This is a genomic window from Streptomyces sp. NPDC101225 (assembly GCF_044767585.1).
GTDB lineage: Bacteria > Actinomycetota > Actinomycetes > Streptomycetales > Streptomycetaceae > Streptomyces.
Genome location: NZ_JBIWOE010000007.1, coordinates 34,451 through 56,870, shown reverse-complemented (window position 1 = coordinate 56,870; position 22,420 = coordinate 34,451). Strand labels below are relative to the sequence as shown.

The 22,420-nt window shown below is 70.5% G+C and carries 18 protein-coding genes; 16 read left to right on the top strand and 2 right to left on the bottom strand.

Annotated features, from left to right (window positions below; all coding sequences use genetic code 11):
- Nucleotides 1-117: 117 nt before the first annotated feature.
- Nucleotides 118-663 carry a beta-class carbonic anhydrase gene (locus ACIRPX_RS12520; protein WP_404192278.1) on the bottom strand — a complete coding sequence of 182 codons (546 nt, stop codon included), beginning with the start codon at nt 661-663 and terminating at the stop codon, nt 118-120.
- A gap of 423 nt (nt 664-1,086) precedes the next feature.
- On the opposite strand from ACIRPX_RS12520, the gene rsmH reads away from it, so the two are divergent.
- From rsmH to ACIRPX_RS12440, 16 genes are all read left to right on the top strand, one after another.
- Nucleotides 1,087-2,088, top strand: a complete 1,002-nt coding sequence (rsmH, locus tag ACIRPX_RS12515) for a 16S rRNA (cytosine(1402)-N(4))-methyltransferase RsmH (RefSeq protein WP_404192276.1) — start codon at nt 1,087-1,089, stop codon at nt 2,086-2,088.
- Nucleotides 2,089-2,150: 62 nt separating this feature from the next.
- Nucleotides 2,151-2,738: a septum formation initiator family protein gene (locus ACIRPX_RS12510; protein WP_404192273.1), complete on the top strand. Its 588-nt coding sequence runs from the start codon at nt 2,151-2,153 to the stop codon at nt 2,736-2,738.
- Between the two features lie 5 nt (nt 2,739-2,743).
- Nucleotides 2,744-4,708 (top strand): peptidoglycan D,D-transpeptidase FtsI family protein, encoded by a 1,965-nt coding sequence (locus tag ACIRPX_RS12505; protein ID WP_404192270.1) that lies wholly within the window; start codon nt 2,744-2,746, stop codon nt 4,706-4,708.
- A 161-nt stretch (nt 4,709-4,869) separates the two neighbouring features.
- Nucleotides 4,870-6,390 carry a UDP-N-acetylmuramoyl-L-alanyl-D-glutamate--2,6-diaminopimelate ligase gene (locus ACIRPX_RS12500; protein ID WP_404192267.1) on the top strand — a complete coding sequence of 507 codons (1,521 nt, stop codon included), beginning with the start codon at nt 4,870-4,872 and terminating at the stop codon, nt 6,388-6,390.
- A gap of 4 nt (nt 6,391-6,394) precedes the next feature.
- The gene (gene murF, locus ACIRPX_RS12495) at nt 6,395-7,810 is read left to right on the top strand and encodes a UDP-N-acetylmuramoyl-tripeptide--D-alanyl-D-alanine ligase (RefSeq protein WP_404192263.1); all 1,416 of its coding nucleotides are present in this window, start codon (nt 6,395-6,397) and stop codon (nt 7,808-7,810) included.
- Complete coding sequence (gene mraY / locus ACIRPX_RS12490; protein WP_399141042.1) at nt 7,810-8,880, top strand: phospho-N-acetylmuramoyl-pentapeptide-transferase; 1,071 nt, start codon at nt 7,810-7,812, stop codon at nt 8,878-8,880. The genes murF and mraY overlap by 1 nt, the downstream gene beginning before the upstream one ends.
- A complete protein-coding gene (gene murD, locus ACIRPX_RS12485) occupies nt 8,862-10,280 on the top strand; it encodes a UDP-N-acetylmuramoyl-L-alanine--D-glutamate ligase (protein ID WP_404192260.1) in 1,419 nt (472 codons plus the stop codon). Before mraY ends, murD begins: the two co-directional genes overlap by 19 nt.
- A gap of 20 nt (nt 10,281-10,300) precedes the next feature.
- Nucleotides 10,301-11,632, top strand: a complete 1,332-nt coding sequence (gene ftsW, locus ACIRPX_RS12480) for a putative lipid II flippase FtsW (RefSeq protein ID WP_404192257.1) — start codon at nt 10,301-10,303, stop codon at nt 11,630-11,632.
- Between the two features lie 33 nt (nt 11,633-11,665).
- A complete protein-coding gene (gene murG, locus ACIRPX_RS12475; protein WP_404192254.1) occupies nt 11,666-12,763 on the top strand; it encodes an undecaprenyldiphospho-muramoylpentapeptide beta-N-acetylglucosaminyltransferase in 1,098 nt (365 codons plus the stop codon).
- A gap of 35 nt (nt 12,764-12,798) precedes the next feature.
- The gene (locus ACIRPX_RS12470) at nt 12,799-13,593 is read left to right on the top strand and encodes a cell division protein FtsQ/DivIB (RefSeq protein WP_404192252.1); all 795 of its coding nucleotides are present in this window, start codon (nt 12,799-12,801) and stop codon (nt 13,591-13,593) included.
- Between the two features lie 280 nt (nt 13,594-13,873).
- Complete coding sequence (gene ftsZ, locus ACIRPX_RS12465; protein ID WP_404192249.1) at nt 13,874-15,070, top strand: cell division protein FtsZ; 1,197 nt, start codon at nt 13,874-13,876, stop codon at nt 15,068-15,070.
- Nucleotides 15,071-15,096: 26 nt separating this feature from the next.
- Complete coding sequence (gene pgeF, locus ACIRPX_RS12460) at nt 15,097-15,804, top strand: peptidoglycan editing factor PgeF (protein WP_404192247.1); 708 nt, start codon at nt 15,097-15,099, stop codon at nt 15,802-15,804.
- A 5-nt stretch (nt 15,805-15,809) separates the two neighbouring features.
- The gene (locus ACIRPX_RS12455; protein ID WP_404192245.1) at nt 15,810-16,529 is read left to right on the top strand and encodes a YggS family pyridoxal phosphate-dependent enzyme; all 720 of its coding nucleotides are present in this window, start codon (nt 15,810-15,812) and stop codon (nt 16,527-16,529) included.
- Nucleotides 16,530-16,657: 128 nt separating this feature from the next.
- The gene (locus ACIRPX_RS12450; RefSeq protein ID WP_404192861.1) at nt 16,658-17,299 is read left to right on the top strand and encodes a cell division protein SepF; all 642 of its coding nucleotides are present in this window, start codon (nt 16,658-16,660) and stop codon (nt 17,297-17,299) included.
- A gap of 73 nt (nt 17,300-17,372) precedes the next feature.
- Nucleotides 17,373-17,657: a YggT family protein gene (locus ACIRPX_RS12445; RefSeq protein ID WP_016435858.1), complete on the top strand. Its 285-nt coding sequence runs from the start codon at nt 17,373-17,375 to the stop codon at nt 17,655-17,657.
- A 56-nt stretch (nt 17,658-17,713) separates the two neighbouring features.
- On the top strand, nt 17,714-18,922 hold the full coding sequence (locus ACIRPX_RS12440; RefSeq protein ID WP_404192242.1) for a DivIVA domain-containing protein: 1,209 nt from the start codon (nt 17,714-17,716) through the stop codon (nt 18,920-18,922).
- Nucleotides 18,923-19,096: 174 nt separating this feature from the next.
- Here ACIRPX_RS12440 and ileS read toward each other — a convergent pair whose 3' ends face one another.
- Nucleotides 19,097-22,234, bottom strand: a complete 3,138-nt coding sequence (gene ileS, locus ACIRPX_RS12435) for an isoleucine--tRNA ligase (RefSeq protein WP_404192239.1) — start codon at nt 22,232-22,234, stop codon at nt 19,097-19,099.
- Nucleotides 22,235-22,420: the final 186 nt, after the last annotated feature.

Below are 22,420 nucleotides of genomic sequence, written 5' to 3'. Positions count from 1 at the left end.
CCGTTACCGATTCGTGTCACTCGACTGTGGACAACTGGCTGCGATATGTCGGGTTTTACGACGCTTGGGCTCCAGCATGCGCGGCTTTTGCGAAAAACGAGAAGGGCCGGGTGGCGGTCAGACGGGGTCGATCTCGCGCAGCAGACCCGTCCGCACGTCGAAGACGAAGCCCCGGACGTCGTCGGTGTGCTGCAGGAACGGCGAGGTCCGCACGCGCTGCATGGACTGCCGTACGTCCTGGTCGACGTCGGTGAAGGCCTCCGCCGCCCAGGCGGGGCGCTGGCCGACCTCGCCCTCCAGTTCGGTGCGGAAGTCCTCGGTGATCGTCTCCATGCCGCAGCCGGTGTGGTGGATGAGCACCACGCTGCGGGTACCGAGCTTGCGCTGGCTGATGGTCAGCGAGCGGATCACGTCGTCGGTGACCACACCGCCCGCGTTGCGGATGGTGTGGCAGTCGCCGAGTTGCAGGCCGAGGGCCTTGTGCAGGTCGATACGGGCGTCCATGCAGGCCACGACGGCGACGTGCAGGACGGGGCGGGCGTCCATGCCGGGATCGGTGAAGGCGGATGCGTACCGTTCGTTCGCCTCGACGAGGCGGTCGGTGACGGTGCCGCCGCGTATGGCGCCTTCGGACTCGGTGGGAGCTGATGCGGAAGTCGTCATACCCATGACGGTACTGGTCAGATGCGCTCCGGTCGCGGTGCGGGGGCGAGGAAAGGCGGTCATCACCCTCCTGATGTGAGCTACCCCACATGGGTGCGGAGTCCGATCCGCGCGGGTGATTTTCCCCGACGCGCCGCATCGCACTCATCCTGCCGCGCGACGCGCAGGCCGGTTGATTGACCGCGGGACACCGTGGACTAAAGTGACGCGAAGCGGGAGGCGAGGCCCTCCCTGCTGGACTGACATTCCCGGAGGCCAGACGCGCGGACGGCCTCCCCACGCGCGCGGCGCGTACGTACGGCTCGGCCTCCTCCCGCTCCCGGTCGGCTGACGCTTCCGGCGCCGGCAGGCCTCCCCTTCCCGAGCGGGCGGGGACCCGGCGGTGCGTACGGCCGTGCCGGATCTGAGAGGGCCCACGATCACATGGGGCGCGAAGCGCATGCGAATGAGGGCGCTGATGGGCGCCGGGAGGGACAGGGCCGGCACGTCCCGGTGATGCTCCAGCGGTGCCTGGACCTGCTGGCCCCCGCCCTGCAGCGGCCGGGAGCGGTGGTCGTCGACTGCACCCTCGGCCTCGGCGGGCACAGCGAGGCCCTGCTGGAGCGGTTCCCCGAGGCCCGGCTCGTCGCCCTCGACCGCGACAAGGAGGCGTTGCGCCTGTCGGGTGAGCGGCTGGCCCCCTTCGGCGAGCGCGCCACCCTGGTGCACGCCGTCTACGACGAGCTCCCCGACGTCCTGGAACGCCTCGGTGTCGCGCGCGTGCAGGGCGTCCTGTTCGACCTCGGCGTCTCGTCCATGCAACTCGACGAGGCCGGCCGTGGTTTCGCCTACGCCCAGGACGCCCCGCTCGACATGCGCATGGACCAGACGGCGGGCATGAGCGCCGCCGAGGTCCTGAACACCTACCCGCCAGGTGAACTCGTCCGGATCCTGCGGGCGTACGGCGAGGAGAAGCAGGCCAAGCGGATCGTCTCCGCGATCGTGCGCGAGCGCGGGAAGGAGCCGTTCCGCAACAGCGCGCGGCTCGTCGAGCTCATCCGGGACGCGCTGCCGCAGGCCGCCAAGCGCACCGGCGGCAACCCGGCCAAGCGCACCTTCCAGGCCCTGCGCATCGAGGTCAACGGCGAACTCTCCGTCCTGGAACGGGCGATCCCGGCCGCGGTGAAGGCGCTCGACGTGGGCGGGCGGATCGCGGTGCTGTCGTACCACTCCCTCGAAGACCGTCTGGTCAAGCAGGTGTTCGCGGCCGGCGCCGCCAACACCGCGCCGCCCGGGCTGCCCGTCGTGCCCGAGCGCTACCAGCCCCGGCTCAAGCTGCTCACCCGCGGTGCCGAACTTCCCACGGAGGAAGAGGTCGCCGAGAACCGGCGGGCGGCACCCGCCCGGCTGCGCGGAGCCCAGCGCATCAGGGAGGACGCCGAGTGAGCCGGCTGGTCGAACGGGCGGGGGAGTGAGCGAGTTGGGAAACCGGACTCACTGGAGGCGGTGTGAGTAGGAAACCCGAACTGAGGGGGCGGGCCGCCCGCCTCGCACGGCTCTTCCCGGGACCCGCGGGCCGCGGGCGGGCGGCCCGCACCCCCTTCGTCCTGCTCGTCGTGCTCCTCCTGGGCGGCGGCCTGATCGGGCTGCTGCTGCTCAACTCCGCGGTCAGCGAAGGCTCGTTCCAGCTGGACGACCTGCAGAAGGACACCAAGAACCTCACCGACGAGGAACAGGCGCTGCAGCGCGACATCGACTCCTACTCCGCCCCGGAGGCCCTCCAGCGCCGCGCCCACGAGCTCGGCATGGTCCCCGGCGGCGACCCCGCCTTCCTGAACCCGAACGGCACCGTGAAGGGCGTGCCCTCGGCCGCCGCCGAGCAGCCCGCGGCCGACCGGCCGCTGGTCCTGCTCCCGCCCGAGGCCCTCGCGTCCACGCCGGCGCCCAGCGCCTCCGCCACGCCGACGGACCTTCCCGTCCGGGCGACGACGCCGGCCGCCCTGCCGGCCGGGGCGACCACCCCGGCGGCCCTTCCCGAGCAGGCGACCACCCCGGCGGCCCCGCCCACCCCGACGACCTCGACTCCCGGCAGGTGACGGAAGTGCCCGACCCTTCTGGAGAACGGCAGCCGCCGCGCCGCCGCGTGCCCGGTCCCGCGCGTCCCGCCTCCGCGCAGCGGCGCCCCGGTCCCGGCGCCCGCCCGGCCCGCCGCCCGGCGCCCGGCCGCCCCGCGGCCCCCAAGATCCTCCGGCTGGGCAGCCCCCGCCCCCGGCTGCGCATGGTCAGCCTCGCCCTCACCCTGGTGCTGATCGCCTTCGTGGTGCGGCTGCTCCAGGTGCAGGCGGTGGACGCGAGCGCGTACGCCGCCAAGGCCGAGCAGAACCGCTACGTCGGCCATGTCCTGGCCGCCGAGCGCGGCGGCATCACCGACCGCGACGGCGTGGCCCTCGCGACCAGCGTGGACGCCTACGACATCACGGCCGACCCCACCATGTTCAACCGCAAGCAGCTGAAGGTCGGCGACGGGCCCGAGCAGGCCGCCGCGCTCCTCGCCCCGATCCTCGGCGTCGACCAGGAGTCGATCGTCAAGAAGCTGCGCCCCAAGAACAAGGACCTGCGCTACGTCCTGCTCGCCCGCCGGCAGACCCCGCAGGTGTGGACGCAGATCAAGGACCTGAGGTCGGCCCTGGCCGCCAAGGGGGAGACGGACCGGTCCACGGTCAACGTCCTGGCCGGCGTCTTCGCCGACCCCAGCAGCAAGCGGGTCTACCCCAACGGCGACCTCGCCGCCGGGATACTGGGCTGGGTCAACCTCGACGGCAAGGGCGGCGGAGGCGTCGAGCGGCAGTACAACGGCGACCTGGCCGGCAAGGACGGCAAGATCCGCTACGCCCAGTCCGGGGGGCGGCTGGTGCCCACCGCGGGATCCACCGAGACGCCCGCGGTGCCCGGCAGCGACGTGGAGCTGACCATCGACCGCGACATCCAGTGGGCCGCGCAGAACGCGATCAGCCGGCAGGTCGCGAAGTCCAAGGCGGACCGCGGCTACGTGATAGTGCAGGACACCCGGACCGGCGAGATCCTCGCCATGGCCAACTCGCCCGGCTTCGACCCCAACGACCTGTCCAAGGCCCGCTCGAGCGCCCTGCACAACTGGGCCGTCGAGGACGCCTTCGAACCCGGCTCCACCGCCAAGATCATGTCGATGGCGGCCGTGCTCCAGCAGAACGTCGCCACCCCGCTGACGCACGTCGTCGTGCCGAACCGGCTGCACCGCGGCGACCGGCTGTTCAAGGACGACATCGACCACGCGACCTGGAACCTCACGCTCAACGGCGTGCTCGCCAAGTCCAGCAACATCGGCACCATCCTGGCCACCGGCCAGCTGGGCAAGACGCAGGCGCAGGCCAACAAGGTCCTCTACTCGTACCTGCGCAAGTTCGGCCTCGGCAGCTACAGCGGCCTCGGCTTCCCCGGTGAGACCAAGGGCATCCTCGCCCCGCCCGGCAAGTGGTCGACCTCGCAGCAGTACACGATTCCTTTCGGCCAGGGCGTGTCCCTCAACGCGCTGCAGGCGGCCTCCGTGTACTCGACCATCGCCAACGGCGGCGTACGCGTCGAACCCACGCTCGTACGCGGCACGAAGGGGCCCGACGGACGCTTCACACCGGCCGCGAAGCCCAAGAAGACCAGGGTCGTCAGCGCGAAGACGGCGAAGACGCTCGCCCAGATGCTGGAGTCGGTCGTGGACGACCAGGAGGGAACGGGCACCAAGGCGCGCATCCCGGGCTACCGGGTCGCGGGCAAGACGGGTACGGCCAACCGCGTGGATCCGGCCACCGGCAAGTACCGCGGCTACACCTCGTCGTTCGCCGGATTCGCCCCCGCGGACAAGCCCCGGGTCACCGTCTACTGCGCCATCCAGAACGCCACGACTGGGAGTTACTTCGGCGGCCAGATCTGCGGCCCGATCTTCAAGCAGGTCATGGAGTTCGCCCTGAAGACCCTCCAGGTCCCGCCCACGGGGGCCAAGGCCGCGAACCTTCCCGTCAGCTTCAAGCCCTGATCAGCGCAACCAGCCAGGAACGCTCCGTGACCATGATCACCCCCGATCCCGGGAACCAGACCCCGCCCGTGCCCTCGCTTCGCCCGCAGGCGGGTGCGCCCGGTACGCTCACCGCCGTGCCACACGCTGATCAGTCCCAAACCACCCAGAAGGGCGTATCCGTGACATACCCCGGGCCGCCCAGGCCGGTTCAGGTCTCCGCCACACCCCTGGCGGAACTCGCCGGTCAGCTGGGTGCCGCGAGGCCGGAGCGCACCGCCGACGTCACGGGCATCACCCATGACTCGCGAGCCGTCCGCCCCGGAGACCTCTACGCCGCCCTGCCCGGCGCCCGTCTGCACGGCGCGGACTTCGTCACCCAGGCCGCCGGCCTCGGCGCGGTCGCCGTGCTGACCGACCCGACCGGCGCCGAACGCGCCGCGGCCTCCGGCCTGCCGGTCCTCGTGGTGGACGAACCACGGGCGCAGATGGGCGAGCTGGCCGCCACGATCTACGGCCACCCGGGCCGCGATCTGCTCCAGATCGGCATCACCGGCACCTCCGGCAAGACCACCACCGCCTACCTCGTCGAGGGCGGTCTGAAGACCAAGAGCAACACCGGTCTGATCGGCACCGTCGAGATGCGCATCGGCGACGAGCGCATCAGGTCCGAGCGCACCACCCCCGAAGCCACCGACCTGCAGGCCCTGTTCGCCGTCATGCGCGAGCGCGGGGTCGAGGCGGTCGCCATGGAGGTCTCCAGCCACGCCCTGGTCCTCGGCCGGGTCGACGCCTGCGTCTTCGACATCGGCGTCTTCACCAACCTGAGCCCGGAACACATGGAGTTCCACTCCGGCATGGAGGACTACTTCCAGGCCAAGGCGCAGCTGTTCACCCCGGAGCGCAGCAGGCTCGGCGTGGTCAACGTCGACGACGAGTACGGCCGCCGGCTGGTCAGGGAGGCGACCGTCCCGGTCGTCACCTACTCCGCCGAGGGCCACCCCGACGCCGACTGGCGCGCCGACGACGTCCGGATCGGCCGGCTGCACTCCACGTTCACCGCGATCGGCCCCGAGGGCGAGCGGATCGACGCCACGTCGCCGCTGCCGGGCCCCTTCAACGTCGCCAACACCCTCGCCGCCATCGTGGCTCTCGCGGCCGCGGGCCTCGACCCGCAGTCCGCCGCCGACGGCATCGCCGCCGTGCCGGGTGTGCCGGGGCGCCTGGAACGCGTGGACGCCGGGCAGCCGTATCTCGCGGTGGTCGACTACGCCCACAAGACCGACGCCGTCGAGTCGGTGCTGCGCGCCCTGCGCAAGGTCACCGAGGGCAGTCTGCACATCGTGCTCGGCTGCGGCGGCGACCGCGACAGGACCAAGCGGGAACCGATGGGTGCCGCCGCCGCGCGCCTCGCCGACACCGCCGTACTGACCTCCGACAACCCCCGCTCCGAGGACCCCCTCGCCATCCTTGCAACCATGCTCGTGGGCGCGGCGTCCGTACCAGCACACGAACGCGGCGAGGTCCAGGTCTTCGAGGACCGGGCCGCCGCGATCGCCGCCGCCGTCGCCCGCGCGCAGCCCGGGGACACCGTGCTGGTCGCGGGCAAGGGCCACGAGCAGGGCCAGGACATCGCCGGGGTGGTCCGTCCCTTCGACGACCGCCAGGTGCTTCGAGAAGCCATCCAGAAGACCCAGGGATGAACTTGTGATCGCCCTCTCTCTCGCCGAGATCGCAGAAGTCGTCGGCGGGCAGACGTACGACATACCGGATCCGTCCGTCGAGGTCACCGCTCCGGTCGTCCGGGACTCCCGCGAGGTGGAGCCCGGCAGCCTGTTCGTCGCCTTCGTCGGCGAGCGGGTGGACGGCCACGACTTCGCACGGCAGGTCGTCGAGGCGGGCGCGGTCGCCGTACTGGCGTCGCGCCCCGTCGGCGTGCCCGCGATCGTCGTCGACGACGTCCAGCGGGCGCTCGGCGCCCTCGCGCGTCATGTCGTACGCCGGCTCGGCACGACCCTCGTGGCCCTCACCGGCTCCGCGGGAAAGACCAGCACCAAGGACCTGATCGCCCAGGTACTGCGGCGCAAGGCGCCGACGGTGTTCACGCCGGGCTCGCTCAACAACGAGATCGGGCTGCCGCTGACCGCCCTGTCCGCCACCGAGGAGACGCGGTTCCTGGTCCTGGAGATGGGCGCCCGCGGCATCGGTCACATCCGCTACCTCGCCGAGCTGACGCCCCCCAGGATCGGCCTCGTCCTGAACGTCGGCACCGCCCACATCGGCGAGTTCGGCGGCCGCGAGCAGATCGCCCGGGCCAAGGGCGAGTTGGTCGAGAGCCTGCCGGCGGCCGGGGACGGCGGCGTCGCGGTCCTCAACGCGGACGACCCGCTCGTACGGGCCATGGCGTCCCGTACGAAGGCGAAGGTCGTCCTGTTCGGAGAGGCCGACGAAGCGGACGTACGCGCCGAGAACGTGCGACTCACGGACAGCGGACAGCCCGCCTTCAGGCTCCACACACCCTCCGGTGCAAGCGACGTGACCATGCGCCTGTACGGTGAGCACCACGTGTCGAACGCGCTCGCCGCGGCCGCCGTCGCCCATGAGCTGGGCATGTCCGCGGAAGAGATCGCCACCGCGCTCTCCGAGGCGGACTCCCTCTCCCGCTGGCGCATGGAGGTCACCGAGCGACCGGACGGCGTGACCATCGTCAACGACGCCTACAACGCGAACCCCGAGTCCATGCGAGCGGCCCTGCGCGCGCTCGTGGCGATGGGCCGGGGGCGGCGGACCTGGGCGGTGCTCGGCAAGATGGCCGAGCTCGGGGACGAGGCGCTCGCCGAGCACGACGCGGTCGGGCGGCTCGCCGTCCGGCTCAATGTCGGCAAGCTCGTCGCGGTCGGGGGCAGGGAAGCGTCCTGGCTGCAACTGGGCGCATATAACGAGGGTTCGTGGGGTGAGGAGTCGGTGCACGTGTCCGACGCACAGGCGGCGATCGACCTGTTGCGCAGCGAGTTGCGCCCGGGGGACGTCGTCCTCGTGAAGGCGTCCCGTTCGGTCGGTCTCGAAGGCGTCGCCCAGGCGCTCCTCGCGACCGGGACCGAGGGTGAGGTCGCCGCCCGATGATGAAGCAGATCCTGTTCTCGGGAGTCATCGGCCTCTTCCTCACGCTGGTCGGCACCCCGCTGCTGATCAAGCTCCTCGCCCGCAAGGGCTACGGCCAGTACATCCGGGACGACGGCCCGCGCGAGCACGCCAGCAAGCGCGGTACGCCGACCATGGGCGGTATCGCCTTCATCCTGGCGACGGTCGCCGCCTACTTCCTGTCCAAGGTGATCACCGGCTACGCCCCGACCTACTCGGGCCTGCTGGTGCTCGGCCTGATGGTCGGCATGGGCCTGGTCGGCTTCCTCGACGACTACATCAAGATCGTCAAGCGGCGTTCGCTGGGCCTGCGGGCCAAGGCGAAGATGGCCGGCCAGCTGATCGTCGGCATCTCCTTCGCGGTGCTCGCCCTGCAGTTCCAGGACGCCCGCGGCAACACCCCGGCCTCCACCAAGCTCTCGTTCATCACGGACTTCGGCTGGAAGATCGGCCCGATCCTGTTCGTGGTCTGGGCGCTGTTCATGATCCTGGCCATGTCCAACGGCGTGAACCTCACCGACGGTCTGGACGGCCTGGCCACCGGCGCCTCCGTGCTCGTCTTCGGCGCCTACACCTTCATCGGCGTCTGGCAGTTCCAGGAGTCGTGCGCCAACGCGCAGACCCTCACCAACCCCAACGCCTGCTACGAGGTGCGCGACCCCCTCGACCTCGCGGTCATCGCCTCGGCGCTGATGGGAGCCTGCCTCGGCTTCCTGTGGTGGAACACCTCGCCCGCCAAGATCTTCATGGGCGACACCGGTTCGCTCGCGCTCGGCGGTGTCCTCACCGGCCTCGCCATCTGCTCCCGCACCGAGCTGCTGGTGGCCATCATGGGCGGCCTCTTCGTCCTCATCACCATGTCGGTCGTCATCCAGGTCGGCTCCTTCCGCCTGACCGGCCGGCGGGTCTTCCGCATGGCGCCGCTCCAGCACCACTTCGAACTCAAAGGCTGGTCCGAAGTCCTCGTGGTGGTCCGCTTCTGGATCATCCAGGGCATCTGTGTGATCGTCGGACTGGGTCTCTTCTACGCCGGATGGGCAGCGGACAAGTGACCGACTGGCAGGGCAAGCACGTCACCGTCGCCGGGCTCGGCGTCTCGGGAATCCCGGCGGCCAAGGTGCTGCACGCGCGCGGGGCGGCCGTCACGGTCGTCAACGACGGCGACGACGCACGCGCGCGTGAACAGGCCGCCGAACTGGAGGCGCTGGGCATCACGGTGCGCCTCGGTGACGGCGCCACCCTGCCCGAGGGCACCGAACTCGTCGTCACCGCACCGGGCTGGAAGCCGGACAAGCCCCTGTTCGCCGCGGCCCGCGAAGCCGGCCTGGAGATCTGGGGCGACGTCGAACTCGCCTGGCGCCTGCGCGGCCCCGGCGCGGCCCCCTGGCTGGCGGTCACCGGCACCAACGGCAAGACCACCACCGTCCAGATGCTGGCGTCGATCCTGAAGGCCGCCGGACTGCGCACCGCCGCCGTGGGCAACATCGGCGTCTCCCTGCTCGACGTGGTGCTCGGCGACGAGCAGTACGACGTGTTGGCCGTCGAGTTGTCGAGCTACCAGCTGCACTGGGCGCCCTCGCTGCGCGCCCACTCCGCCGCCGTCCTGAACCTGGCGCCGGACCACCTCGACTGGCACGGCTCCATGGAGGCCTACGCGGCCGACAAGGGCCGTGTCTACGAGGGCAATCGCGTCGCCTGCGTCTACAACGCCGCCGACAAGGCCACCGAGGACCTGGTGCGCGAGGCGGACGTCGAGGAGGGCTGCAGGGCCGTCGGCTTCACCCTCGGCACCCCGGGCCCCTCCCAACTCGGCGTCGTGGAGGGCATCCTGGTCGACCGCGCCTTCGTCGAGAACCGGCACAAGAACGCCCAGGAACTGGCCGAGATCTCCGACGTCGATCCGCCGGCCCCGCACAACATCGCCAACGCCCTTGCGGCGGCGGCCCTCGCGCGTGCCTTCGGGGTGCCCGCCGCGGCCGTACGCGACGGGCTGCGGAACTTCACGCCGGACGCGCACCGCATCGCGCACGTGGCCGACGTGGACGGGGTGGCGTACATCGACGACTCCAAGGCGACCAACACGCACGCCGCCGAGGCGTCGTTGGCGGCGTACGGGTCCATCGTGTGGATCGCGGGCGGCCTCGCCAAGGGCGCGACCTTCGACGAACTGGTCGCCAAGTCGGCACCGCGGCTCCGCGGCGCCGTGCTCATCGGCAGGGACCGCGCCCTGATCCGGGAAGCCCTCGCGCGACACGCGCCGGAAGTACCCGTCGTCGACCTCGACCGGACCGACACTGGGGCGATGCTCGCGGCCGTCCAGGAGGCCAGGCGGCTCGCGGAGCCGGGCGACACGGTGCTGCTGGCTCCGGCCTGCGCCTCCATGGACATGTTCGCCAACTACAACAAGCGCGGTGACGCGTTCGCGGAGGCGGTTCGCGAACTCGGCTCCTGACCGACGCAGCGGAGGCGCTGATGCCCAGTAGCCGTACCGGACGGCCGCCCGTGCAGCGGGCCGCCAGACGCCCCGCCGCTTCCCGGCCGGCGCGCGAGAACCCCGTGACGCGGCTCCACGCGAACGCCCGCAGGGCCTGGGACCGGCCGCTGACCGCGTACTACCTGATCGTCGGCGGCAGTGTGCTGATCACCGTCCTCGGCCTGGTGATGGTCTACTCGGCCTCCCAGATCACGGCGCTGCAGATGTCGCTGCCGGGCTCGTACTTCTTCCGCAAGCAGCTGCTCGCCGCCGTGATCGGCGCAGTCCTGCTGCTGATCGCCTCGCTGATGCCGGTGAAGCTGCACCGGGCGCTCGCCTACCCGATGCTCGCGGGCGCCGTCTTCCTGATGGCGCTGGTGCAGGTGCCGGGGATAGGGATGTCGGTCAACGGCAACCAGAACTGGATCGCGCTCGGCGGCTCCTTCCAGATCCAGCCCAGCGAGTTCGGCAAGCTCGCCCTGGTGCTGTGGGGCGCGGACCTGATGGCCCGCAAACAGGACAAGAAGCTGCTCAACCAGTGGAAGCACATGCTGGTGCCGCTCGTGCCGGTCGCCTTCATGCTGCTGGGACTGATCATGCTCGGCGGCGACATGGGCACCGCGATCATCCTCACCGCGATCCTGTTCGGTCTGCTGTGGCTGGCCGGGGCACCGACGCGCCTGTTCGCCGGCGTGCTGTCGATCGCCGCCGTCATCGGTGTGATCCTCATCAAGACCAGCCCCAACCGCATGGCCCGGCTGTCCTGCATCGGCGCCACCTCGCCGCAGTCCGGCCCGGCCGACTGCTGGCAGGCCGTGCACGGGATCTACGCGCTCGCATCGGGCGGAATCTTCGGGTCCGGACTCGGCGCGAGTGTGGAAAAATGGGGCCAACTCCCCGAGGCCCACACGGACTTCATCTTCGCCGTCACCGGTGAGGAACTGGGTCTGGCGGGGACGCTGTCGGTGCTCGCCCTGTTCGCGGCTCTAGGCTATGCGGGTATCCGCGTGGCCGGACGCACGGAGGACCCCTTCGTCAGGTATGCCGCGGGAGGCGTGACCACCTGGATCACCGCGCAGGCGGTGATCAACATCGGTGCGGTGCTCGGCCTGCTGCCGATCGCCGGCGTCCCCCTCCCGCTGTTCTCCTACGGAGGGTCCGCCCTGCTGCCGACCATGTTCGCCATCGGGCTGCTGATCGCGTTCGCGCGTGACGAGCCCGCTGCGCGGGCGGCGCTTTCCGTGCGGCAACCTCGCTTTGGTAGAAAGCGGGCGGGAGGCGTACGGAACCGGGGGCCTCGGAGATGGAACACGATGCGACGGCGCGCCTAGGCGGCGCGTTCGTCCGGAGAGCGGTGAATTTCGGTGCATGTCGTACTCGCCGGTGGGGGGACCGCCGGCCACATCGAGCCCGCGCTCGCCCTCGCGGACGCCCTGCGCAGGCAGGATCCGACCGTGGGGATCACGGCCCTGGGCACGGAGCGCGGTCTGGAGACCACGCTCGTTCCGCAGCGGGGCTACGAGCTCGCGCTGATCCCGGCGGTGCCGCTGCCGCGCAAGCCGACGCCCGAACTGATCACCGTCCCGGGCCGGCTGCGCGGCACGATCAAGGCGACCGAGCAGGTCCTGGAGCGCACCAAGGCGGACTGCGTGGTGGGCTTCGGCGGCTACGTCGCCCTGCCCGGCTACCTCGCGGCCAAGCGCCTGGGCGTGCCGATCGTGATCCACGAGGCCAACGCCCGCCCGGGCCTGGCCAACAAGATCGGCTCGCGCTACGCCGCCCAGGTCGCCGTCGCCACGCCGGACAGCAAGCTGCGCAACTCCCGCTACATCGGCATTCCGCTGCGCCACACCATCGCCACCCTGGACCGGGCCGCCGCCCGCCCCGAGGCCCGCGCGATGTTCGGGCTCGACCCCAACCTGCCCACGCTGCTGGTCTCCGGCGGTTCGCAGGGCGCCCGCCGGCTCAACGAGGTGGTCCAGCAGGTCGCTCCCTGGCTCCAGCAGGCGGGCATCCAGATCCTGCACGCGGTCGGCCCGAAGAACGAACTGCCGCAGGTGCAGCAGATGCCGGGAATGCCCCCGTACATCCCGGTAAGTTACCTGGACCGGATGGACCTCGCGTACGCGGCGGCCGACATGATGCTCTGCCGCGCGGGCGCGATGACCGTCGCCGAACTCTCCGCCGTCGGGCTCCCGGCCGCCTACGTCCCGCTGCCCATCGGCAACGGCGAACAGCGGCTGAACGCCCAGCCGGTGGTGAAGGCCGGCGGCGGACTGCTCGTCGACGACGCGGAACTGACGCCCGACTGGGTGCGGGCGAGCGTGCTGCCCGTGCTCGCCGATCCGCACCGGCTGTACGAGATGTCCCGCGCCGCCGCCGAGTTCGGCCGCCGGGACGCCGACGACCTGCTCGTCGGCATGGTGTACGAGGCGGTCTCCGCCGGCCGTGCACGCCGATAGGGACCGTATTTCGAGGTAGGCGAAGGGCAGGAAGCGTGGCCGGACCGACCACCGCCGAGCGCGGTGAACGCCAGCAGGAGTCGTCCGGCCCGCCTCCGGTACGGAGGTTGAGGCTTCCGCGCCCTCGTACGATCATCATCCTTGCCGTCGCGCTGGTCCTTCTCGGGGCGGGCGCCGTCTGGCTGTTGTACGGCTCGCAGTGGACGCGCGTGGAGCGGGTATCGGTCTCCGGCACCCGGGTGCTGACGCCGGAGCAGGTCCGCGAGGCCGCCCAAGTCCCCGTCGGGGCACCGCTGATTTCCGTGGACACCGACGCGATCGAGACGCGTCTGGCCCGGAAACTGCGCCGAATTGACACGGTTGACGTGGTTCGTTCCTGGCCTCATGGAATCGGCCTGAAAGTGGTTGAGCGCACTCCGGTTCTGGTGGTGCAAAAAGGCGGAAACTTCGTCGAAGTGGACGACGGTGGTGTCCGTTTCGCCACGGTTTCCCGGGCCCCGAAAGGCGTTCCCGCACTGGAATTGGCGCCGTCCTCCTCGGGTTCCTCCGCGGCGAGCCTGCGGCGCTTCGGAGAGGACCGGCTGGTGCGCGAGGCGGTGCGGGTCGCCGGCGCCGTTCCGGCCGCCGTGGCCCGGCGGACCGAAGCCGTCAAGGTGCGCTCCTTCGACGACATCTCACTGGAGTTGAGCGACGGCCGTACCGTCGCCTGGGGAAGCGGCGAGAAGGGTTCCGCAAAGGCCCGTACGCTCACCGCTCTCATGAAAGCGGCGCCCCGTGCGCGGCACTTCGACGTCTCGGTTCCCACCGCCCCTGCGTCATCGGGGAGTTGACGCACATCCGCGCAGGCCAGCACCCTGGCTGGGCACCGCTATGGCTGATCACATAGGGTGAAAAGAAAAACGGGAGGTTCGGCGTGTTCGTTGAACGTGCGCCACTTGTCGACTTAGTGTCCTGTTGGGAAGAGTCCAGCGAACAGACACACTGGTAACCCTAAACTTCAACGTTAGGGTTTGGGTCGGCGATACGGACCGTCCCAATCGGCATCAGTCGTACGACCGCGGCAAGGCCCGCGAGAGGACGACACGTAACTCGAGGCGAGAGGCCTTCGACGTGGCAGCACCGCAGAACTACCTCGCAGTCATCAAAGTCATCGGTGTCGGCGGCGGTGGTGTCAATGCCATCAACCGGATGATCGAGGTCGGTCTCAAGGGTGTCGAGTTCATTGCCATCAACACGGACGCACAGGCGCTGTTGATGAGCGACGCCGACGTCAAGCTCGACGTCGGCCGTGAACTCACCCGCGGACTCGGCGCCGGAGCCAACCCGGCCGTCGGCCGCAAGGCCGCCGAGGACCACCGCGAGGAGATCGAAGAGGTCCTCAAGGGGGCCGACATGGTCTTCGTGACGGCCGGTGAAGGCGGCGGCACCGGCACCGGCGGCGCGCCCGTCGTGGCCAACATCGCCCGCTCCCTGGGCGCCCTCACCATCGGTGTGGTCACCCGCCCGTTCACCTTCGAGGGACGGCGCCGGGCCAACCAGGCCGAGGACGGCATCGCCGAGCTCCGCGAAGAGGTCGACACCCTCATCGTGATCCCGAACGACCGGCTGCTGTCCATCTCGGACCGCCAGGTCTCGGTGCTGGACGCCTTCAAGTCGGCCGACCAGGTCCTGCTCTCCGGCGTCCAGGGCATCACCGACCTCATCACCACGCCCGGCCTGATCAACCTCGACTTCGCCGACGTCAAGTCGGTCATGTCGGAAGCCGGTTCGGCCCTCATGGGCATCGGCTCGGCCCGCGGCGACGACCGCGCGGTGGCCGCGGCCGAGATGGCGATCTCCTCGCCGCTGCTGGAGGCGTCCATCGACGGCGCCCGCGGCGTGCTGCTCTCCATCTCCGGCGGCTCCGACCTCGGTCTGTTCGAGATCAACGAGGCCGCGCAGCTGGTGAGCGAGGCCGCCCACCCCGAGGCCAACATCATCTTCGGCGCGGTGATCGACGACGCCCTCGGCGACGAGGTGCGGGTCACGGTCATCGCGGCCGGCTTCGACGGCGGCCAGCCGCCCGCCAAGCGGGAGAACGTCCTCGGCTCGTCCTCCCCCTCCACCCGCCGCGAGGAGCCGGCCCCCGCGCGGCAGTCCGAGAGCCGCCCCTCCTTCGGCTCGCTCGGCAGCGTCACGCCGAAGGAGAACGCGGAGCCCGCACCCGAGCCGGCGAACGAGCTCCCGGCCACCCCGCCGGTCCCGCCGTCGCGGTCCTACGCGGAAAGCGGCGCGGAGGAGCTGGACGTCCCGGACTTCCTGAAGTGATAGGACAGCATTCCGGGACAAGCACCGTGAACGGCGCGCACTTCGCTTTCACCGACCGGTGGGGCGGGGTGAGCGCCGTTCCGTACGAGCAGCTCAACCTCGGCGGAGCGGTCGGTGACGACGCCGGCGCGGTACGGGCCAATCGCGAGCTGGCGGCCACGTCCCTCGGCCTCGACCCGGCCCGGGTGGTCTGGATGAACCAGGTGCACGGCGCGGAGGTGGCGGTGGTCGACGGACCGTGGGGCGATCGTCCCGCGCCCGAGGTCGACGCCGTCGTCACGGCGCGGCGCGGTCTCGCCCTCGCCGTCCTCACCGCCGACTGCACCCCCGTCCTGCTCGCCGACCCCGTCGCCGGGGTGGTGGCCGCGGCCCACGCGGGGCGGCCCGGCATGGTCGCCGGGATCGTCCCCGCCGCCGTACGGGCCATGACCGAACTCGGTGCCGAGCCGGGCCGGATCGTGGCCCGCACCGGCCCCGCCGTGTGCGGCCGGTGCTACGAAGTGCCCGAGGAGATGCGCGCCGACGTGGCCGCCGTGGAACCGGCGGCGCACTCCGAGACGAGCTGGGGCACCCCCGCGGTCGACGTGACCGCCGGAGTGCTCGCCCAGCTCGAACGGCTCGGGGTGCGCGACCGGGAGCAGTCGCCGGTGTGCACGATCGAGTCGGGCGATCACTTCTCGTACCGTCGCGACCGGACCACGGGGCGACTCGCGGGATATGTCTGGCTGGACTGAGGGGCATGACGGACCGTAAGCGCGAACTCGCCGCGAACCTGGCGAAGGTGGAGCGTCGTATCGCCGCCGCCTGTGACGCCGCCGGACGCAAGCGCGAGGAGGTGACCCTGATCGTGGTCACCAAGACGTACCCGGCGAGCGACGTGAGGATCCTGTCGGAGCTCGGTGTGCGGCACGTGGCGGAGAACCGGGACCAGGACGCGGCGCCCAAGGCCGCGGAGTGCTCGGATCTGCCGCTGACATGGCATTTCGTGGGCCAGTTGCAGACCAACAAGGTCCGTTCCGTGGTCGGTTATGCCGACTTCGTGCAATCCGTCGACCGGGCCCGGCTGGTCACGGCGCTCTCCAAGGAGGCCGTGCGGCAGGGGCGCGAGATCGGCTGCCTGGTCCAGGTCGCGCTGGACGCGGACGAGGGCGGGCGGGGCGAGCGCGGGGGCGTCGGGCCCGACGGAATCGAAGAGTTGGGCGAACTGGTCGCCCGGTCGCCGGGTCTGCGGTGGGACGGTCTGATGACCGTCGCGCCGCTGACCGGGCCGTACGCGGGCCGTGAACGGGCGGCGTTCGAGCGGTTGATGGATTTGTCGACCGACCTGCGCCGAACCCGTCCGGCTGCGAACATGGTCTCGGCAGGAATGAGTGCGGACCTCGAACAGGCCGTGGCGGCCGGGGCGACACATGTACGCGTCGGTACGGCGGTACTCGGAGTCCGCCCCGGGCTCGGGTAACGTCGCCAGGAAGTCGGACCACAGCAGAAAATATGGTCAATGTCGTCGAAGGCGGGCGCAACGACCTCGTGGATCGCGGGCACTTGGCGGTCGTCAGCGGATCCACCACAGAGCGGAGGACTCAGAGCATGGCCGGCGCGATGCGCAAGATGGCGGTCTACCTCGGCCTCGTGGAGGACGATGGGTACGACGGCAGGGGATTCGACCCCGATGACGATTTCGAGCCCGAGCTGGACCCCGAGCCCGAACGGGATCACAGGCGGCATGAACCGTCCCACCAGCAGCACGTGGCACATCAGTCCCAAAGGGACGAAGAGGTGCGAATCGTGCAGCCGCCGGCGGCGCGTGAACCGGTCGGCCGTTCCGCTTCGCTACCCGCGGAATCCGGTCGTCCGGCGCGTATCGCGCCCGTGGCGTCCATCACACAAGAACGCGCAAGCCTGGAGAAGAACGCACCGGTGATCATGCCCAAGGTCGTGTCGGAACGAGAGCCTTACCGGATCACCACACTCCACCCGCGGACCTACAACGAGGCCCGTACCATCGGGGAACACTTCCGTGAGGGCACCCCGGTGATCATGAATCTGACTGAGATGGATGACACAGACGCGAAGCGACTTGTCGACTTTGCGGCAGGATTGGTGTTTGGTCTTCACGGCAGCATCGAGCGGGTGACGCAGAAGGTGTTCCTGTTGTCGCCTGCTAACGTCGATGTCACGGCGGAGGACAAGGCCCGCATCGCAGAGGGCGGGTTCTTCAACCAGAGCTGAGACGCACGACCGGAATCAGCGGTACAAAGCAGTATCAAGCAGCACGGAAACAGGGGAGAGGGAAGCACGAGTCATGAGCGTGGTCCTTGATGTGATCTACATCGCGCTGATGTGCTTCCTCATCGTGCTCATCTTCCGGTTGGTCATGGACTACGTCTTCCAGTTCGCCCGCTCATGGCAACCCGGCAAGGCGATGGTGGTCGTTCTGGAGGCCACCTACACTGTCACTGATCCACCACTCAAGCTTCTGCGGCGGTTCATCCCGCCGTTGCGTCTCGGGGGCGTGGCGCTCGACCTGTCCTTCTTCGTACTGATGATCATCGTCTACATCCTGATCTCGATCGTGAGCCGGCTGTGATGAGCGATGTGACCTACCGTCTTGCCGAATGCCGACGACTACGTTGAGGTGAAGAGATGCCGTTGACCCCCGAGGACGTGCGGAACAAGCAGTTCACGACCGTCCGCCTCCGAGAAGGCTATGACGAGGACGAGGTCGATGCCTTCCTCGACGAGGTCGAAGCCGAACTGACCCGCCTGCTCCGGGAAAACGAGGACCTGCGCGCCAAGCTGGCCGCGGCCACCCGTGCCGCCGCCCAGAACCAGCAGAACATGCGCAAGCCTCCGGAGGGTCCCGGCGGTCCTGGTGGTCCCGGTGGACCTGGTGGGCCCGGTGGCCCCGGTCCGCAGGACCAGCAGCACCCGCAGCACCCGCAGCACCCGCAGCAGGGCATGCGCGGTCCCGGCGCTCCCGTGCCCGCCGGCATATCGGGCCCGCCGCAGCAGCAGATGGGCGGCCCCATGGGAGGCCCGCCCCAGCTGCCCAGCGGTGCTCCGCAGCTGCCCGCCGGTCCCGGTGGTGGTCAGGGCGGTCACCAGGGTCCCGGTCCGATGGGTCAGGGGCCGATGGGTCAGGGCCCCATGGGCCAGGGCCCGATGGGCGGCCAGCCCCCCATGCAGCAGCAGATGGGCGGTCCGATGGGCGGCCCCATGGGTGGCCCGATGGGCGGCCCCGGTCAGGGCCCCGGCGGCGACAGCGCCGCCCGCGTCCTCTCGCTGGCCCAGCAGACCGCCGACCAGGCGATCGCCGAGGCCCGTTCCGAAGCCAACAAGATCGTGGGCGAGGCGCGTTCGCGTGCCGAGGGCCTCGAGCGTGACGCCCGCGCCAAGGCCGACGCGCTGGAGCGGGACGCGCAGGAGAAGCACCGCGTCGCGATGGGCTCCCTGGAGTCCGCCCGCGCCACGCTGGAGCGCAAGGTCGAGGACCTGCGCGGCTTCGAGCGCGAGTACCGTACGCGCCTGAAGTCGTACCTCGAGTCCCAGCTGCGTCAGCTGGAGACCCAGGCCGACGACTCGCTGGCTCCGCCGCGCACCCCGGCGACCGCGTCCCTGCCGCCGTCCCCCGCGCCTTCCATGGCACCGGCCGGCGCGAGCGCCCCGTCGTACGGCGGCAACCAGAGCATGGGCGGTGCGCCGAGCCCCGCTGCCCCGTCCTACGGCGGCCAGCAGCAGATGTCCCCGGCGATGACCCAGCCGATGGCGCCGGTCCGCCCGCAGAGCCCGTCCCCGATGGGTCAGGCCCCCTCGCCGATGCGCGGGTTCCTGATCGACGAGGACGACAACTGACGGCCGTCCCGGCCAGTAGTACGCGGTAGGCGTCGGCAGCGTTCACCAAGGGCGGGGCCCCGGATTTCGATCCGGGGCCCCGCCCTTTTACGCGTGTTGATCTCTGTTGTCGGCCGCTCACGGAGCCGGGCCCGGCCGCTCCTCCGGCGGCCGGGCCCGGGGCGTGCCGCGCGGTTACGCCTTGTGGAGGCGGAACGTGAGCGACAGGCCCTCGTCGGTGAACGGGGCGCCGTAGGAGTCGTCGGCCTCGCCCTGGGCGAAGTCGGTGGCCAGGACCTCGTCCGAGATCAGGCCCGCGTGCTCGGACAGGGCGGCGATGACCGCCGGGTCCGTGGACGTCCAGCGCAGGGCGATCCGGTCCGCGACGTCGAGGCCGCTGTTCTTGCGGGCCTCCTGGATCAGGCGGATCGCGTCGCGGGCGAGGCCCGCCCGGCGCAGCTCCTCGGTGAGCTCCAGGTCGAGGGCGACCGTGGCACCCGCGTCGGACGCCACCGACCAGCCCTCGCGCGGGGTCTCGGTGATGATCACCTCGTCCGGGGCGAGGGTGATCGTCTCACCGTCGACCTCGACCGTCGCGGTGCCCTCGCGCAGGGCCAGGGACAGCGCGGCGGCGTCCGCGTTCGCGACGGCCTTCGCCACGTCCTGGACGCGCTTGCCGAACCGCTTGCCCAGGGCGCGGAAGTTGGCCTTCGCCGTGGTGTCGACCAGGCTGCCGCCGACCTCGGACAGGGAGGCGAGGGAGCTGACGTTCAGCTCCTCCGTGATCTGCGTGTGCAGTTCACGGTCGAGCGCGTCGAAGCCGGACGCGGCGACGAGCGCCCGGGACAGCGGCTGGCGGGTCTTCACGCCCGACTCGGCGCGCGTGGCACGGCCCAGTTCGACGAGACGGCGGACGAGGACCATCTGCCTCGACAGCTCGGGGTCGATCGCCGACAGGTCCGCCTCCGGCCAGGAGGACAGGTGCACCGACTCCGGCGCGCCCGGCGTCACCGGCACGACCAGGTCCTGCCACACCCGCTCGGTGATGAACGGGGTCAGCGGGGCCATCAGCTTGGTGACCGTCTCCACGACCTCGTGCAGGGTGCGCAGCGCCGCCTTGTCGCCCTGCCAGAAGCGGCGGCGGGAGCGGCGGACGTACCAGTTGGAGAGGTCGTCGACGAACGCGGACAGGAGCTTTCCGGCGCGCTGGGTGTCGTAGGTCTCCAGCGACTCGGTCACCTGGTCGGTGAGCGCGTGCAGTTCGCTCAGCAGCCAGCGGTCCAGCACCGGGCGGTCGGCCGGGGCCGGGTCCGCCGCGCTGGGCGCCCAGTTCGAGGTGCGCGCGTACAGGGCCTGGAAGGCGACCGTGTTCCAGTACGTCAGCAGGGTCTTGCGGACGACCTCCTGGATGGTGCCGTGACCCACGCGGCGTGCCGCCCACGGGGAGCCGCCGGCCGCCATGAACCAGCGCACCGCGTCCGCGCCGTGCTGGTCCATCAGCGGGATCGGCTGCAGGATGTTGCCCAGGTGCTTGGACATCTTGCGGCCGTCCTCGGCGAGGATGTGGCCGAGGCAGACGACGTTCTCGTACGAGGACCTGTCGAAGACCAGGGTGCCGACGGCCATCAGCGTGTAGAACCAGCCGCGGGTCTGGTCGATCGCCTCGCAGATGAACTGCGCCGGGTAACGGGCCTCGAACAGCTCCTTGTTCTTGTACGGGTAGCCCCACTGCGCGAACGGCATCGAACCCGAGTCGTACCAGGCGTCGATGACCTCCGGCACGCGCGTGGCCGTCTGCCGGCACTCGGGGCACGGGAAGGTGACGTCGTCGATGTACGGGCGGTGCGGGTCCAGGCCGGACTGGTCGGTGCCGGTCAGCTCGGTGAGCTGCGCCCGGGAGCCGACGCAGGTGAGATGGCCCTCCTCACAGCGCCAGATCGGCAGCGGGGTGCCCCAGTAGCGGTTGCGGGACAGCGCCCAGTCGATGTTGTTGTTCAGCCAGTCGCCGTACCGGCCGTGCTTGACCGTGTCCGGGAACCAGTTGGTGTTCTCGTTCTCCTGGAGGAGGCGGTCCTTGACGGCCGTGGTGCGGATGTACCAGGACGGCTGCGCGTAGTAGAGGAGCGCGGTGTGGCAGCGCCAGCAGTGCGGGTAGCTGTGCTCGTACGGGATGTGCTTGAACAGCAGGCCGCGCTGCTGGAGGTCCTCGGTGAGCTTTTCGTCCGCCTTCTTGAAGAAGACACCGCCGACCAGCGGGACATCCTGGTCGAAGGTGCCGTCGGGGCGGACCGGGTTGACCACGGGCAGGCCGTAGGCGCGGCAGACCTTGAGGTCGTCCTCGCCGAAGGCGGGGGACTGGTGGACCAGGCCCGTGCCGTCCTCGGTCGTGACGTATTCGGCGTTGACGACGAAATGGGCGGGTTCCGGGAACTCGACGAGCTCGAACGGTCGTTGATACGTCCAGCGCTCCATCTCGGCGCCGGTGAAGGTCTGGCCGGTGGTCTCCCAGCCCTCGCCGAGCGCCTTGCCGACGAGGGGTTCGGCGACGACGACCTTCTCCTCGCCGTCGGTCGCCACGACGTAGGTGACCCCGGGGTGCGCGGCGACAGCCGTGTTGGAGACCAGCGTCCAGGGGGTCGTCGTCCACACCAGGAGCGCGGCCTCGCCGGCGAGCGGACCGGAGGTGAGCGGGAAACGGACGTAGACGGACGGGTCGACGACCGTCTCGTAGCCCTGCGCCAGCTCGTGGTCGGACAGGCCGGTGCCGCAGCGGGGGCACCAGGGGGCGACGCGGTGGTCCTGGACCAGCAGGCCCTTGTCGAAGATCGTCTTGAGCGACCACCAGACCGACTCGATGTACTCGGGGTCCATCGTGCGGTAGGGGTCGGTGAGGTCGGTCCAGTACCCCATGCGGGTCGTGAGCTCTTCGAAGGCGTCCGTGTACCGGGTCACCGACTCGCGGCACTTGGCGTTGAACTCGGCGATGCCGTACGCCTCGATGTCCTGCTTGCCGCTGAAGCCGAGCTCCTTCTCCACCGCGAGCTCCACCGGGAGGCCGTGGCAGTCCCAGCCGGCCTTGCGGGCCACGTGGTGGCCGCGCATGGTGCGGAAGCGGGGGAAGACGTCCTTGAAGACGCGGGCCTCGATGTGGTGGGCGCCCGGCATGCCGTTGGCGGTGGGCGGGCCCTCGTAGAAGACCCACTCGGGGCGGCCCTCGGACTGTTCCAGGGTCTTGGCGAAGATCTTCTGCTCGCGCCAGAAGTCGAGCACGGCGTGCTCCAGCGCGGGCAGGTCGACCTGGGCGGGCACCTGGCGGTACGTCGGCGTTGTCATCAGCGGGCTTCCTCCGGCGGACTTGCTGCCTTCCGTCCGGAGGGACGAGAGCCGTGTCTGTCTCTACGCCGGTTTCGGCGGGCTCCCGCGGTACCACCCTCCTTGGCCCGCCGGCGCCGGGTGTGCGACGGTGAGCCCCCTCATTGGGGTCGCGATGCCGGTTCTACCGGCCGCTGCCTGTCGGCT

What these genes read in the sequence shown, in the direction of transcription:
- ACIRPX_RS12520 (WP_404192278.1), bottom strand. Translation starts at nt 663, where the DNA reads ATGACGACTTCCGCATCAGCTCCCACCGAGTCCGAAGGCGCCATACGC.
- ACIRPX_RS12455 (WP_404192245.1), top strand. Translation starts at nt 15,810, where the DNA reads ATGACGGACCGTAAGCGCGAACTCGCCGCGAACCTGGCGAAGGTGGAG.
- ACIRPX_RS12445 (WP_016435858.1), top strand. Translation starts at nt 17,373, where the DNA reads ATGAGCGTGGTCCTTGATGTGATCTACATCGCGCTGATGTGCTTCCTC.
- ileS (WP_404192239.1), bottom strand. Translation starts at nt 22,234, where the DNA reads ATGACAACGCCGACGTACCGCCAGGTGCCCGCCCAGGTCGACCTGCCC.
- ACIRPX_RS12440 (WP_404192242.1), top strand. Translation starts at nt 17,714, where the DNA reads ATGCCGTTGACCCCCGAGGACGTGCGGAACAAGCAGTTCACGACCGTC.
- murD (WP_404192260.1), top strand. Translation starts at nt 8,862, where the DNA reads ATGGGCAGCGGACAAGTGACCGACTGGCAGGGCAAGCACGTCACCGTC.
- ACIRPX_RS12450 (WP_404192861.1), top strand. Translation starts at nt 16,658, where the DNA reads ATGGCCGGCGCGATGCGCAAGATGGCGGTCTACCTCGGCCTCGTGGAG.
- mraY (WP_399141042.1), top strand. Translation starts at nt 7,810, where the DNA reads ATGAAGCAGATCCTGTTCTCGGGAGTCATCGGCCTCTTCCTCACGCTG.
- rsmH (WP_404192276.1), top strand. Translation starts at nt 1,087, where the DNA reads ATGGGGCGCGAAGCGCATGCGAATGAGGGCGCTGATGGGCGCCGGGAG.
- ftsW (WP_404192257.1), top strand. Translation starts at nt 10,301, where the DNA reads ATGCCCAGTAGCCGTACCGGACGGCCGCCCGTGCAGCGGGCCGCCAGA.